The organism is Candidatus Palauibacter sp., from assembly GCF_965208055.1.
Taxonomy (GTDB): Bacteria; Gemmatimonadota; Gemmatimonadetes; order Palauibacterales; family Palauibacteraceae; genus Palauibacter.
Window position 1 is genome coordinate 2,206,216 of the sequence record NZ_CBDBNY010000004.1, and the last position, 12,853, is coordinate 2,219,068.

The 12,853-nt window shown below is 64.9% G+C and carries 17 protein-coding genes; 6 read left to right on the forward strand and 11 right to left on the reverse strand.

Translation table 11 applies throughout. The features are described from left to right. Window positions 1-27: 27 nt before the first annotated feature. Entirely contained in the window at window positions 28-402 is a 375-nt protein-coding gene (locus tag ACOGXI_RS09730; protein ID WP_419938660.1) for an NINE protein, read from the forward strand. 49 nt (window positions 403-451) lie between these two features. Here ACOGXI_RS09730 and ACOGXI_RS09735 read toward each other — a convergent pair whose 3' ends face one another. The 5 genes from ACOGXI_RS09735 to ACOGXI_RS09755 all read right to left on the reverse strand — a co-directional run bounded on the left by ACOGXI_RS09735 (window position 452) and on the right by ACOGXI_RS09755 (window position 3,360). Further along, complete coding sequence (locus tag ACOGXI_RS09735) at window positions 452-892, reverse strand: TA system VapC family ribonuclease toxin (RefSeq protein ID WP_419938661.1); 441 nt, start codon at window positions 890-892, stop codon at window positions 452-454. Next, entirely contained in the window at window positions 889-1,125 is a 237-nt protein-coding gene (locus ACOGXI_RS09740; RefSeq protein WP_419938662.1) for a DUF6364 family protein, read from the reverse strand. Before ACOGXI_RS09740 ends, ACOGXI_RS09735 begins: the two co-directional genes overlap by 4 nt. Before the next feature lie 82 nt (window positions 1,126-1,207). Next, the gene (gene fabF, locus ACOGXI_RS09745; RefSeq protein WP_419938663.1) at window positions 1,208-2,473 is read right to left on the reverse strand and encodes a beta-ketoacyl-ACP synthase II; all 1,266 of its coding nucleotides are present in this window, start codon (window positions 2,471-2,473) and stop codon (window positions 1,208-1,210) included. Window positions 2,474-2,680: 207 nt separating this feature from the next. After that, complete coding sequence (locus ACOGXI_RS09750; protein ID WP_419938664.1) at window positions 2,681-3,121, reverse strand: type II toxin-antitoxin system VapC family toxin; 441 nt, start codon at window positions 3,119-3,121, stop codon at window positions 2,681-2,683. Continuing rightward, window positions 3,118-3,360: a FitA-like ribbon-helix-helix domain-containing protein gene (locus ACOGXI_RS09755; RefSeq protein ID WP_419938665.1), complete on the reverse strand. Its 243-nt coding sequence runs from the start codon at window positions 3,358-3,360 to the stop codon at window positions 3,118-3,120. Before ACOGXI_RS09755 ends, ACOGXI_RS09750 begins: the two co-directional genes overlap by 4 nt. Before the next feature lie 679 nt (window positions 3,361-4,039). Between ACOGXI_RS09755 and ACOGXI_RS09760 the strand changes: the two genes are divergently transcribed. Beyond that, a complete protein-coding gene (locus tag ACOGXI_RS09760) occupies window positions 4,040-4,654 on the forward strand; it encodes a hypothetical protein (RefSeq protein WP_419938666.1) in 615 nt (204 codons plus the stop codon). Between the two features lie 276 nt (window positions 4,655-4,930). Here ACOGXI_RS09760 and ACOGXI_RS09765 read toward each other — a convergent pair whose 3' ends face one another. From ACOGXI_RS09765 to ACOGXI_RS09780, 4 genes are all read right to left on the reverse strand, one after another. After that, window positions 4,931-5,452, reverse strand: coding sequence for a hypothetical protein (locus ACOGXI_RS09765; RefSeq protein WP_419938667.1), 522 nt, complete (start codon window positions 5,450-5,452; stop codon window positions 4,931-4,933). A gap of 464 nt (window positions 5,453-5,916) precedes the next feature. Further along, window positions 5,917-6,432: a hypothetical protein gene (locus ACOGXI_RS09770; protein WP_419938668.1), complete on the reverse strand. Its 516-nt coding sequence runs from the start codon at window positions 6,430-6,432 to the stop codon at window positions 5,917-5,919. A 75-nt stretch (window positions 6,433-6,507) separates the two neighbouring features. After that, the gene (locus tag ACOGXI_RS09775) at window positions 6,508-6,894 is read right to left on the reverse strand and encodes a hypothetical protein (RefSeq protein WP_419938669.1); all 387 of its coding nucleotides are present in this window, start codon (window positions 6,892-6,894) and stop codon (window positions 6,508-6,510) included. A 117-nt stretch (window positions 6,895-7,011) separates the two neighbouring features. Next, the gene (locus tag ACOGXI_RS09780; RefSeq protein ID WP_419938670.1) at window positions 7,012-7,968 is read right to left on the reverse strand and encodes a hypothetical protein; all 957 of its coding nucleotides are present in this window, start codon (window positions 7,966-7,968) and stop codon (window positions 7,012-7,014) included. A gap of 712 nt (window positions 7,969-8,680) precedes the next feature. On the opposite strand from ACOGXI_RS09780, the gene mobC reads away from it, so the two are divergent. The 4 genes from mobC to ACOGXI_RS09800 all read left to right on the forward strand — a co-directional run bounded on the left by mobC (window position 8,681) and on the right by ACOGXI_RS09800 (window position 11,026). Next, the gene (mobC, locus tag ACOGXI_RS09785) at window positions 8,681-8,992 is read left to right on the forward strand and encodes a plasmid mobilization relaxosome protein MobC (protein ID WP_419938671.1); all 312 of its coding nucleotides are present in this window, start codon (window positions 8,681-8,683) and stop codon (window positions 8,990-8,992) included. A 19-nt stretch (window positions 8,993-9,011) separates the two neighbouring features. Next, entirely contained in the window at window positions 9,012-9,779 is a 768-nt protein-coding gene (locus ACOGXI_RS09790; protein WP_419938672.1) for a relaxase/mobilization nuclease domain-containing protein, read from the forward strand. 577 nt (window positions 9,780-10,356) lie between these two features. Beyond that, entirely contained in the window at window positions 10,357-10,782 is a 426-nt protein-coding gene (locus ACOGXI_RS09795; protein WP_419938673.1) for a hypothetical protein, read from the forward strand. A 73-nt stretch (window positions 10,783-10,855) separates the two neighbouring features. Then, window positions 10,856-11,026: a hypothetical protein gene (locus tag ACOGXI_RS09800; protein ID WP_419938674.1), complete on the forward strand. Its 171-nt coding sequence runs from the start codon at window positions 10,856-10,858 to the stop codon at window positions 11,024-11,026. Window positions 11,027-11,103: 77 nt separating this feature from the next. Here ACOGXI_RS09800 and ACOGXI_RS09805 read toward each other — a convergent pair whose 3' ends face one another. After that, entirely contained in the window at window positions 11,104-11,526 is a 423-nt protein-coding gene (locus tag ACOGXI_RS09805) for a hypothetical protein (protein WP_419938675.1), read from the reverse strand. Between the two features lie 417 nt (window positions 11,527-11,943). Beyond that, window positions 11,944-12,306, reverse strand: a complete 363-nt coding sequence (locus ACOGXI_RS09810; protein ID WP_419938676.1) for a hypothetical protein — start codon at window positions 12,304-12,306, stop codon at window positions 11,944-11,946. Window positions 12,307-12,853: the final 547 nt, after the last annotated feature.

Below are 12,853 nucleotides of genomic sequence, written 5' to 3' on the forward strand. Positions count from 1 at the left end.
ATCCCTACAGGAAACGGAGGACGGAAAATGGATCGACGGATGGTCGAATACGAAGCGAAGAAGCAGACACCGCTCGTGGCGTACATTCTCCTCGTGGTGTTCGGCGTGGTGGGCGCCCACAACTTCTATCTCGGACGACGACAACAGGCGCTGGCCCAACTCGTGTTCTCGGTCGTCATGGCCGGGGCCATGCTCTGGCTCTTCGTGGGCTTCGCGTCGGCCGAAATGGGGGATGTCTCGGGCGGCTTCGATTCCTTCGTGCGGCGCGCGTGGACCTTCTATGCGATCGCCGTCGTCTGGGGCATCGGCACCTTCACCTGGCTCGTGGTGAACGCCATCGAAGTTCCGAAGCTGATCGCGGAGCACAACGTCCGGCTCCACGGACGCATCTTCGGCGAGTAGCCGCACTCACAACTTGTCGGCGATCGTGTAACCTCCGGGAACCGGTTCGTCAGGGCTCCGGGCGCTTGAGGTAGCGCGCGTCGAGGCCGTCGAAACGTTCGAAGTCGCGGTCGTTGGTGAGAATCGCGGAGATCCCGTGCTCCCGGCACAACGCGGCGATCTGCGCGTCGAACAGGAGGTTTCCCCGTGCGTCGGCCCCGCGGGAAGTGGCAGTCAGCAGATCGAGGAAACCGGCGCCGGGCAGGACGACGCGGCAGCTCGGCGAAGCGACGACGCCGTCGAGGAAATCCACGGCCTGTTCCAACGTTGATGGCGGGCTGAAGACCCGCCGGTGGGTGACGACCCGCAGGAATTCCACCGCGCAGAAGATGGGCAGGCCCCAGTGAACCGCGCCCTCGGCGAGCGCAATCAACTCCCGGGCGGCTACGGCGTGAAGTTCGGTCTCGACCCGATGGGCATAGATCAGGACGTTGGTGTCGAGGGCGATCACGCGCGATCCAGAACGTCGTAGAGCGCCTCTCGATCGGAGATGTCAACCTTGGGCGGAGCGTCCCCCCGTACCGTCTTGAGTTCGAGCTTGAAGGCCGGATCCTTCCGGCGGTCGTCCATCAGCTTCGTACGCAACGCATCCTCGACGAATCTGGTCAGGGAGATGCCCTCGTGTGCCGCGCTCGTTTTCGCCCTCATCAGGATTTCATCGTTCAGGTTAAGCGTGGTCTTCATCGGACTCTCAAATCGGAACTGCAAACCTGTGGTATGGCAGTACCATATGAACGTTGCCATATATATGGCAACAGGACCGGCGCTACTCGCCGTCCCAGCGGCGGATCGCGAGGCAGGCGTTGTGGCCGCCGAAGGCGAAGGAGTTCGACAGGGTCGCCGAGATGGGGCGTTCGATGGGGCCGCCGTGTGCGTACTCCAGATCGCACTCGGGATCGGCTTCCTCGAAGTTGATCGTCGGGGGAATCACGCCGTGCTTGCAGACGAGCATGGAGATTACGGCTTCGATCGCCCCGGCGGCTCCGAGCGGGTGGCCCGTCATCGACTTCGTTGAACTCACTACGATCGATCGGGCGTGATCGCCGAGTACTTCCTTGATCGCCTTTGTCTCGGCTGCATCGCCGATCGGCGTCGCGGTCCCGTTCGCGTTGATGTAGCCGATGTCGGTCGGTGCGATCCCCGCGTCTTCGATCGCCTGCTGCATGGCCAGGCGGGCGCCGACCCCGTCCGGAGCGGGAGCCGTCATGTGATACGCATCCGCGCTCTGCCCGAAGCCGGCGATCTCCCCCAGAATCTCCGCGCCACGCGCGCGAGCGTGCTCCATTTCTTCGAGGATCAGCATCCCCGCGCCCTCGCCGAGCACGAACCCGTCCCGCCGCGCGTCGAAGGGGCGGCAGGCTCCCGCCGGGTCGTCGTTACGCGTCGACATCGATCCCATGGACGCGAAGCCGGCCACCGCGAGCGGAGTGATGGCGGACTCCGTGCCCCCGGCGATCATTACGTCAGTCTCCCCCCTTCGGATCGAGCGGAAGGCGAGTCCCAGCGAGTGGCCGCTCGAAGCGCAGGCCGACACGGTCGCGTAGTTCGGGCCGCGCGTCCCGTACACGATGGACAGCAGTCCGACCGTCATGTCCGGGATGAACATCGGAATGAGGAGCGGAGAAACGGCCCGTGGTCCTCTGGACAAGAGCTTCCTGTGCTGTGCCTCCAGCAGCGGGAGCCCGCCGACCGCGACGCCGACGACGACCCCCGTTCGATCCGGCGGCAGGTGGGCGAGCCCGTCGCCGAACCCCGCCTGTTCCATGGCCTGCGTCGCCGCGCCAATGGCGAGCTGCAGGAAGCGGTCGGCGCGGCGCGCCCCCTTCTTGTCCAGATACTGGAGGGGATCGAACCCCTTCACCTCACAGGCGAAGCGGACGGCCTGGTCGGACGCATCGAACTGCGTGATCGGGCCCGCGCCGCTCCGGCCACGGAGAAGTGCGTCCCAGGTGGAATCCACATCGAGGCCGATGGGCGTGACCATCCCGACGCCGGTGATGACGACACGCCTCGCTGCCTCGGTGTGGATCAAGCCGATTCTCTCCAGCCGTTCTCGTTTGGCCTCAAGACGGAAGGATCCCGCCATGGAATCGTGGGATCGACCTCGTTCCGCCCCTCACCGCGTCGGGGGGAGATAATACTGTGAGGCGGAAGGCCTGACATGGCCCCCCGGGATGGTAGGGTGCGGTTTGGGGTGGGATTCCAACGGAGGAGGTGGGAGAGGTTTTGGTCGGGGCGGTCAAGTCGCAGCCCAGGGATCCACGACCTCGATACCCATGCCCTCGAAATCACGAACGTTGCGCGTCGCCACCGTCATGCGGCGGGATGCCGCGATCGCCGCGATCTGGCGGTCCGCCGGTGAAACGGGACGTCCGGAGGAGCGGCGTCGGGCCGCGATGTGGCCGTACGCGCGAGCGGCATCGCTGTCGAAGGGGAGCACCCGGTCCTCGAAGGCATCCCGGAGCATGGCATCGACTTCGAACAGCAGCGTGTCGCGGCGGCGGCCCACCGGGAGGATCGCCACACCGTAGCGCAACTCCGCCTCGCTCACCGCCGAAAAGAACAAGTCCTCCACGCGGTGGCCCGAGGCCCAGGTCGCGACGGCGGGTTCGGGCGAGGTGCGGATCAGTTCCGAGACGACGTTCGTGTGGAGCAGCGTGGCTCCGGCCCGCGACCTCACTCGAAGGAAGGCGGCTCGCGCCCCGACTCCCGCGGCGGCAACTCCAGGTCCACTCCATTCGCCGGCCCGAAGTGGGAGCGGATGATGCTCGTGAGATCTCTGGATCTCGGCGCAGGTCCGACCGCGTTGCGCAGGATCTGCCTCACCTCTTCTTCCATCGAACGGCCGTTGCCCGCCGCTCGCACGCGCAGGCGGGTTCGAATGTCGTCGTCAAGGTTGCGGATCGTGATGTTCGCCATGCGTGATGCCTCCTCATGACGATATAGAGTAACGACATGCTAGCGTTGCTAGCAATCCGCTCGACGGAAGGGGTGGGATTGACTTCATCCGCTCCGCGGGTTCGTCGAGCTCGCTCCCTGAGGTCGCTCGGTTGACTCACCTGTTTTCGCGGATCGCCGCGCTCGCTCGATGGAGTTACCGCGAGTTAGTGGACACCTTTATGTCCCAGTGGCGCTTAGTGTCAGAACTCAAACATCCCCTCGGGCCACTCCACCCGGACCCGGCCGGTGAACATGGTCGTGTGTACGGTCCCCATCCACTTGGAGCTGTCCCGCTTTCGCGGACGCCGCATCAAAGGAAGCCTGAGCAGGCCGGATGGTACGCTCGCCCGGGGGATCTCTACCCGTTCTTGAGCGATCTGGAGACCGTGGGTCGGGGCATCGAGGAGCTCGGAGCGGGACGACTTCCGAGATCGAAACCAAGAGAGGGGGGGACCACGCCGCGCTATCTCATCCCCGCCGTTCGTGCATGCGAGGACTGATCGAGGCCGTCTATGTGGGTGGAGACCACCCGCCCTCCGCGATCTTCCGCTTTTCTGACGCTTGGCACGAACGCCGACTGACGCGAGATTCACATGCCGATTGAACAAGTCACGCCCCGGCATGAGGGTCCCGTCCACACTCACAGGAGTCGATTTCGGTGTCCGCATATTCGAGTTACGTGAGGGATTTCCCGTTCCGATGCGGTGAGATCCTTGAGGAGTTTCGATTGCCGGCCCTCAGGCGGGGACGCGACGTGACGTTGCTACTCTCGATCAGTACGGCCGCTCTTATCATTCCGTACGAGAGACTCGGAACTCCTAACGCCACCTCGCATCCTTTGCGCGATCGTGACCGTTATCCGAAGGCGGCGCGGCAGTACGAGGAGCTCCTAGACAAACCGTTCCTCTCGTCTCCGCTTTGGGGGCGGGAAGAGGTTTCGACGTGGCGAAAGGGCAGCGTGCAAGACGTCCGGTCGGGCGGACCAGACACCTGGCCAGAGCTCAGGGATGCGCGGTCCATGCCGTCGGACGTACCGGTAAGCGCGGTCCTCAGTATTCTCAGAAACGCGTTGGCCCATGGCAACGTACTCACCGAGGGTGGGGTGATCCGCAACATCGTGCTCCTCGCTAGGGAGGGACGCACGGCCTTCGGGTTCATTTCCGTTTCTCCGCACGACTTTCGCAAGTTCATGATGGACTACATCGGCTTTCTCAAAGATTTGAACTTCGCTGAGGTGCTGCTCGGAGAAGAGCTCGGAGTGGCTAGAATGTAGTATCCCGGCGCAGCCGCTTCTCCGACAGCCGCAGAAAGCGCACCGGCACACGCGTCTCTCGTTCGTGATGGACCGCCTCACGGACGGCGAGGGCGACGCGGGCGACCCGTGACTCCTTGTCACTACTCGTCGGCCCGCGACCGCAGAGATCCCTGCGCCGGCCTCGCCCAAGAGGCCTCCTTCGCCACCGGATCCGAAAGACGAAGCGCCCCCGCTCGACCGCATGGCCGAGGAATAGACGCGCCCGCTTCGAGTGGAGCGATCGGACATCAAGCGTCAGCCGCCCCCGCTAGATGGGAAACACTCGCCGTCCGGGAGGTGGGTCCCGGTACCGTAGTACGTAATCGATTCTAGCCCCAATACTAGGTGCTCCACGTAGCCAACGCCGCCTTGTTGCTGACTAGGGGGAGGCTCCAGCGGGAGATCTGAGAACCCAGAGCTGTTCCTCACGTAGTGGTGCAGCCCGTTGTCGTCGTCGTCGTGGTAGGTCGTGAAGATGCCGCTGATGCCCCTCCTGAGAGGAAGGTTATCTCTGCTCGCCAAGAGATAGACGGCCCGCTGATCGTCCGGGAACCAGATGCGCAGGATCTTGACCGAAGCCTCGATAGACGCCTCCTCGCTCAGGAGCGTGAAGCCTTTTCCGGTGCTGGTTACTGCGAACGGGCGGCCCTCGAACTCGATGCTGCAAGCTTGCCCCACGGCGCTTTGAGCGAGGAGAAAAAGCGCTGCTGCTCCCGCGACCGCTCCCCGCAACTCGCGCCCTCTCTCGCGCTCCCTATTACCTCGTCCGTCTCGCAACGTCGCCTCCTTCTGGGAGTCTCTTCCGCCCCCGCCGCTCCAGATGGACCGCCTCGCGCCTGATGCGGACCTACCAGCCTGCCAGCCTGCCAGCCCGCGGTGACGAGCTTGAGGACATCTAGACGCATGATTCCTTCTGATACCGTAATCACCTGACAGTCTTCTGCCCCAAAAGGGCTCCAGCAGCGATGTTTCGGACAGCGGCATTTGCCCGCCTCTCACTGAAAGCAGGACGCAACGATTGCCACCGTGGCAAGGTGGAAGCGGCCTCTGCCAGAGGCACCCTCTTCGAGCGCCGCCGGACCGTGATGGAAGATTGGGCTGATTATGTCGTGGGTCGGCTGGGCCACGGCCATACGCCGAACGCCTCGTCGTCCAGTCCCGCGCGCGGAGTCGGGCCTGCCGCGAAACCGTAGGTCGGAGGTCAAAGACGGCCCGCATGAGCTCGGTCCTTCCGAAGTCGTTCATGAACGACACAACAAATCTTGTTCAGCAGCTTCGAGTCTGAGGCGATCAACGGGTTCACTTAGTTTATCGGCCAACACGCTGGCGCGGAGCGCTTCCGCCTTCAAAACGTCAGCCTCGTCCCGCAGGCGATTGGAGCGCTCGAACAAAGAGTCGGCAGCCGGAAGGGGCACATCAAGCCGTTGAACCGAACGACGCTCGCTGAGATACGCATCGACCTCGTCCTGCGAAGCGGTCCGCATCCAGCCGTCGGGATAGCGAGCCTCAAACGCAGACCACAATTCGGCACGACGATCGGCCAGCAGCCGGGTACGAATCTTCATCAAGCTGTCAGCACGGGACTCCGCAGTCACCGCATCTAGCCGCGCCCGTTCAGCGGCAACCAACGAGTTTCCAGCTTGTACCGACAACGAGTCAGCTAATCGGAGTTTTGCCGCGAGGACGTCGCACGGACCCGGCGTCTGGGAGCAAGCGACCATAGCTCCGATCAATGCAATCCACCTGTGCGCCTTCATGATTCCTCCGGACAAATCGATCTTCGTTCATTCAAAACGGTACACGGCATACTGTCGCCAGTTCGCGGTAGCGCCTCAAGGTTGCCGGGCGTCGTGCCACATCTTGGCCCGCTGGCGTAGCGCGGCCCGTCCGGTCGTCCGCCGGTGTAGCGGCTTATCGATCCGCTCTATCTCCTCATCTTCCCACTTGAGTGCGGCCCGCAAGGACAGCCCTTCCGCCAGTACCGTCCAAGTCCACGAGTAGCCCCTCGCAACGTGGCGCTCCATGATACCCTTCGTCCCCCAACCCCGGCGGAGGCGTTCGGCGCGGTCGTGATGCCCGCACCACCCGCCCATGTAGAGCAGCCCAAGGTGCTCCTGTATCCGAGTCTCGACCGCGCGGCTCGTGATGCCGACGTAGCTCCAGCCGTCGGCGAAGTCGAGCCGGTAGACCAAGTGGAGCGCTTCAGGCTTGTACGGCATGACTCATAGCCGAATCGCCCCGCCCGCTGGGCCACCTCGCATAGCACCTCGGAACCGCCGCCCCGCGCGTCGAGTTCGCGCTCGATGGATTCCCACACACGCGCGATTCTTGCTCGTTCACTTGTCGCGAGCGCCTTCCTCCTCGTCTGGAAGGAGGGTTCCTAACGTGTCGCCGAAGCCGTCCATGAACACGATCCGCGGCTGCCACGTCAACCACCTCCGCACGACGCAATCCCTGTACATGGCGAAACCCGGTAGATGTGCGTCCACGTCGGGCCCGTCATCCCGCCAGACGACACCTAGCATGCGGAGATTGCCATCGCTCGTGTAGCGTCCTTGGATCGTGCGTCCCCCGGAGCCGGGACTTGGACCGCACGGCGTCGCCTCGCCCGGACTGTCGATCACGAAGAGTGGAATGGTCCTCAACCTCTCGAACCCTCGCGATCCTGGGATGGAATTGGCGATGGAATCTCTCACGGCCTGCGCTCGCCTTTGCGCTCGCGCGATTTCCGCGAGCCTCACAGCCTGCATGGAATCCCTGCGATCCCGCTCGGCCCGTGCCCGGTTCGCTCGTTCAGCGGCAAGAGAGTCTTCCTGTGCCTCATACGCCTCGAAGAGGTCGAAGCCAGCTCGCGTGGAAGCGAGCCTAAGGTACGTCTCTGGAACGCCGCAATGTTCGGCCAGGCCGTCCGGAGTTCCGTCTTCCGCAGACTGAAGCAGGGCCGCGAGTTGGAGGATCGGATTGTCCGTGAGGACGCTAGTTACCGGATAGGCTAGTCCCTTGGAGTTTACGTACAGGACCGAGAATAACTGCGCCTCTGGAGGCCAATGGATCGTGAACTGCTGGCAGTCCCCGATTTCGATTGCGCCGACGCGGTCATCCGCGACATCCATCACGATCCCCCCGGTGGCGGTCGCTTCGCGGCTGACTCGTGAGAACTCCACGCCGGGAACCCACATTCCCGCCGCCTCGAGCGGGGTCGAGTGGGTGGAGGCGGGGTTCGGTTCGGACACACAGCCCCCAAAGGCTAGTAGCGTGGCGGCGAGCAGGGCCGGGGCAACGAACACCTTCATTTGTCCCTCCTTTGGACGGCCTCATACAGAAGCCCGATCCCGGCTCTAAGGTACCGGCAGGCGGTATTTCATGCTCGCCGTAACGGCCGAGTGTCCCAGCTCGGAGGAATCCAGCGTGGAGGCGAGCGGCGTGACGCCGTCCGCACGGGAGCGTGACTGCGGATCGTCGTTCAGCACGGATCCACGCTGGCGTCGGGGATCCGAACCCGATGGCCACCTGACTGCGCCCACGCACCTAAACAATCAGTTTGCTCTCCTCGCCGACCTATCGGCCCAACTGACTAACCAATCGTCGTGTTTCGGCCAATCTACGAAGATTCGGTAACAGATTACGTTCGGTGAGCGATGGACGGGGTGGCGACGGAGGCTCCGCCGGCCGAGGCCAGTTCGTCTTTGGGACGACTCCGGAACCGATTGGACCTCGCCGTTTCGGGGGTTGTTGACACCGCCCGAAACGCTCCCCTGACCGTACCTCGTGGCGATTCCGACGACCCGGGATTCCGTGCGTCGGCTCCCGCGCCCAGGGCGCGATCATGGCTCCCGGGGCAGCCGCCATTGACACCTGGGGGTGAGCTGCCGGTCGCCGCTCGCTGGCCCGCACGTTGCGGGTCTCCGTGGAGCCAGATGTGTTTTCGCGTTACGAAAACCTCTGGCCGGGGGCATCCCCCGGACCCCCGCACGACCGCCGCACCCCACAGGGAGGCCGCCCGACATGGTCCGTCCCCGCAAGCCCGAGGCCGAACGCCGGAGCCGCACGATTTGCGTGCGCGTCACGGCCGCGGAGATCGCCGCGCGAGCCGGGGGCGGCGCGGATGGCGAAGGGCGCCTACATCCGCCGCCGGACGCTGGACGGCCGATCCGCATGGCGGCCGTTCATCGTCTCGGCGCCAAGGAGCGGGTCGAACTCCACCGGATCGGCGTGAACCTGAACCAGATCGCCCGCCCCCTGAACTCCGGAGCTCGGCACCGGACGGGACGCTGGAGGCGGTCGGGCGTGTCGGCGAGCTTGCGGCGGATCTCTTGACCGGCGAGGCGCTGGACCGATGATCCCGAAGATCAACGGGCTGGGGCGGTCGTTCGCCGGGGTCGCGGCGTACTGCCTGCACGATGCCCCGGAGCCGGACGACCGGAGCCCGGAGACCTCGGAGCGGGTCGCGTGGACCGACACCCGGAACCTTGCGACGATCCGGCCGGAGCGGGCCGCGCGGCTGATGGCCGCGACCGCGAAGGCGGCCCCCGACCTCAAGCGGCGGGCGGGCGGGGCGCGAGGGGGTCGGAAGCTGGCGAAGCCGGTGCTGCACTACTCGCTCAGTCGGGCGAGGGAAGAAACGCCCACCCGACAGGAGATGAGCCAGGCGGTGGACGGGAGCCTCGAGGCGCTGGGGATGGAGGGCCACGAGGCGCTGATCGTCGCGCACGACGACACCCGGCACCCTCATGTCCAAGTGATCGCGAACCGCGTCGATCCGGAGACCGGTAAGGCGGCGAAGCTGGGCAACAGCAAGCTCCGGCTGTCGCGCTGGGCCGAGGGCTACGGGCGGGAACAGGGCCGGATCCGGTGCGAGAGACGGGTCACGAACAACGAGCGGCGGCGCACGGGCGCGGAGGTGCTTCGCCCGATATGGGACCGAGCGCTCGCTGGGGGAGCTGGTCGGCGCGGTCCGGGGCCGGGAGGACCTGGTCGAGGGCTGGCGCGAGGATCTCGACCGGTACCACAAGGGCGAGCGGGCCGCGCTGGGCAAGGCGCACGCCGACAGCGCCCGGCAGATCGAGCGGAAGGTGCGCGAGACGTACCGAAGGGGGCTGCGTGACGCGGGGCGGTGGGCGCGGGAGATGAGGAAGCGCGCACCGACATGGGAGCGGGAGCGCGGCCGGACCATAACCCTCGTCCCCCCCGGCTGCCCCGGCCCCGAGGCCCCGAGCGTGGCGGGGGAGGGTTCGAGCGATGATCCTTGACGTCGGCATCACCATGTGACATCGCCCCTACCTCGGCCGAGGCCGTCCACTGCGAGGGTTCCCCCAGCATCCCGACCGGTGCCCGGAAGATGTATCTCCCACGGATCCGGGCTAATCTTCCCCTCCGTCACCGGGCGTATGATTCACGGCGGCACGCTTCCGAGAATCTTGTCGCGCAACGGAATCAAGGCTGTGCCGCACGGGTTCCGCAGCTCGTTCCGCGACTGGTGCGGGGAGACGGGGGCAGCCGCGGGAGGTCGCCGAGGCCGCCCTCGCTCACGTCGTCAAGAACTAGATCGCGGCGGCGTACGCGCGGTCGGACCTGTTCGAGCGGCGGCGGGAACTCATCGAGGCGTGGGCGAAGTACGTTTCAAGCCCACGAGGTTTCGAGAGTAGGAGCGGCGTACCAGTTTAGCCCTTAGGAGGACCATGATGACCGGAGAGCCGCTGATGACCGGAGAGAGCCCCCTTAGACTTACCGAACTCGGGAAGAAAGTGTCCTCCCAGGTGGGAGCGAAGGAGTGGGCTTGGGAGCACGCGCCCAAGCTCGGTGAACAGCTCGGAGAGGTAAAGGAGTACGCGATTCAGCAGGTGTGTTTCGAGTACGCGGAGAACCGCCAAAACTTCTCTCCACGGCGGCTGGGCCGGATACAGGACGTCGCGTACGACAACGGCATCGAAGACGGCGCGGTGCGCCGAGTGATGGCCGTCGAACTTCGGGACGGGATGATCGCCGTGTGTAGCAACTGCGGCAAGAAGATCGTACCCGGCTGGATCAGCTCCGGCGAAAAATCTCCCGTGATTGGCGGCGTCGGTCGAAGTCTCTGTAAGGATTGCGTGCGGGGTCGAAGCCCGTGACAAGTCACTTGCGGTTCTTCATGGTGGCCTTCAGCACCGGCACGCGCCGCTGGTTACACTCGGGGAAGTTCGTATGAGCAGGAAGCTGATGTCGTGTGGATCGGCCACCGCGGCGTTATTCTCGCTGCAACTCGCGGCACAATCCCCCGCGCCGGATCCGTGCAAGCAGGAGCGGGCCGCGTTCAACTCGGCCGTGGCCTCCGGCCCGCATCCCGGCATCTCATGGTTAGCTACCCTGATCTGATGGGGGAGTTGAGCCAAGGCCGGGCGGTGCGCCGGGCGGTGCGGGTTGATCGGCGTGTCGGGCCGATCAACTCGCACCTATTCCTTCGTGACGATTGAGCCGTAAGGACTGGCGGTGGGCGGGTTCAGCCCACGAAGCAACTCTAGCAGTTCCTCGCCCCAAGCAGCAGCAAGTGCTCGCGAGGTGAAGGGTCCTGCATCTCCCTCATCCGGCTGCGGTTGCCAGACGTAATCCGTCTCGCTGGCAAGATAACGTCGAACCGGGGCGTCGTCGGCAGGCGAACCGAGCCGAACATCGAGCGTGCCCTCAAGAGTTAGCGTGGCCCGAAACAACAGAGACCCTGTCACGTCGCGCTGTACCGCGAACTGCCCAGCGACGAGACCGTTGAGGTCGTCTCGCCGCAACGTGACGCGAAAACCGGCAGCTCTTAGGCTTGTGACCTGCTCGTCCATCCCTTGCCCGAGTTCCTCGAACCGCACGGCTATGTTGGCAGCACCCATGCGAATCTCGCCTTGCCTTTAGGATGAGTAGTCTGGACATCAGCCTGTGAAGCTCTCTTAGCACTACGCTGGCGACCGCACAACCGCAGCCGCATAACGTGTGGGACACGCTGAGGGCCGCAGGATCCTCCCGTAACCGGAAATGCTTGACGTACGGCGGTTTACGGCCAGATTCAAAGGACCATGTAGGAGTATCCATCCGCGCAGTCAAATCCGATAGACCCTGTACGACGCCACACCCCGAGCACCCTACCTTGGCTGGATCGCTCGGCAACAACCCCTACAATGCAAGAGCGGGCCGAGGTTGCAGCCTCGACCCGCTCTCTATAGGGGGATGTGCTCCCGTCGGACGGGAACAGGCCTTACAAGCCTAGGGGAACGCCTTGCGGCATCCGGGGTTCGAGACCCCCACTTCCCTCAATCTAAGGGCAACTTTTCTAGATTCCGGGCCAACTCCCGCCGAGCCACCGCCACCGCACGCGCGAAGGCCTGATCAAAGTCCGCACGGAAGTCCGGGAAGACAAGGCCTTGATCCGTCATCCCGCGCACCACAAGCGGGAGAAGCGAGTCGTCCGCCAGCTTCGCGATGTGGCGGTCCAGTTCTTGGCGGACATCGGGGAGCGTCTCCGGCGTAAGTTCCATTACGTCCATCAGGTCGCCCACCACCTTCGCTAGATGGCCGAGCACCGCCTCGAAAGCTAGACACACCGCCTCGGTGTTCAGGTCTCCCTCGATCCTTACGGCCGCCGCGCTTCCGGGCGGCCCTCTCCACTCTGACATCATCAACCCCTTCCCCCTTACTCAATTTATCGGCGCAAAAGCTACGCCGCCCGGACCTGACGCACAATCCGGGATGGGGCCATCTTTCAACTGTCCGCCGGACGCAGGGTGTAGCGCCCCGAGGTCGGCGCGAAAGGGCAGGCGTTCCGCTGCTACTCGCCTGATCGTGGACAGGCGCGGCGCCTGTGAAGGCGACCATCGTCGACCTGCCGACGCAGGGCCAACCCCGGCCGGAATCGCACGAATTGCCGCGCCTCACCTACAGGCGGCGACGGACTCGCATCGGGCCTTCTCGACCTTCCCCAACAAATCCTCCCACGCGCCGGGCAGCTCCGTGCGCGCGGGATCGACGTGGTGGACTCCAGTCGGGTTGCGGATGAGAACTTCCGGCGCACACGCATAAGACTCTTCCACGCCATTGGCGACGCCGTGGAGGCGCTCGACCGCTGCGACGGCGCCGAACGGCCGTCTGGCCATCCTGACGCACCCCACCTCCGGCTACCGAGCGGCGGGCCGCGGTACTACCCGCGCCCCGGAGCCCGCCCGC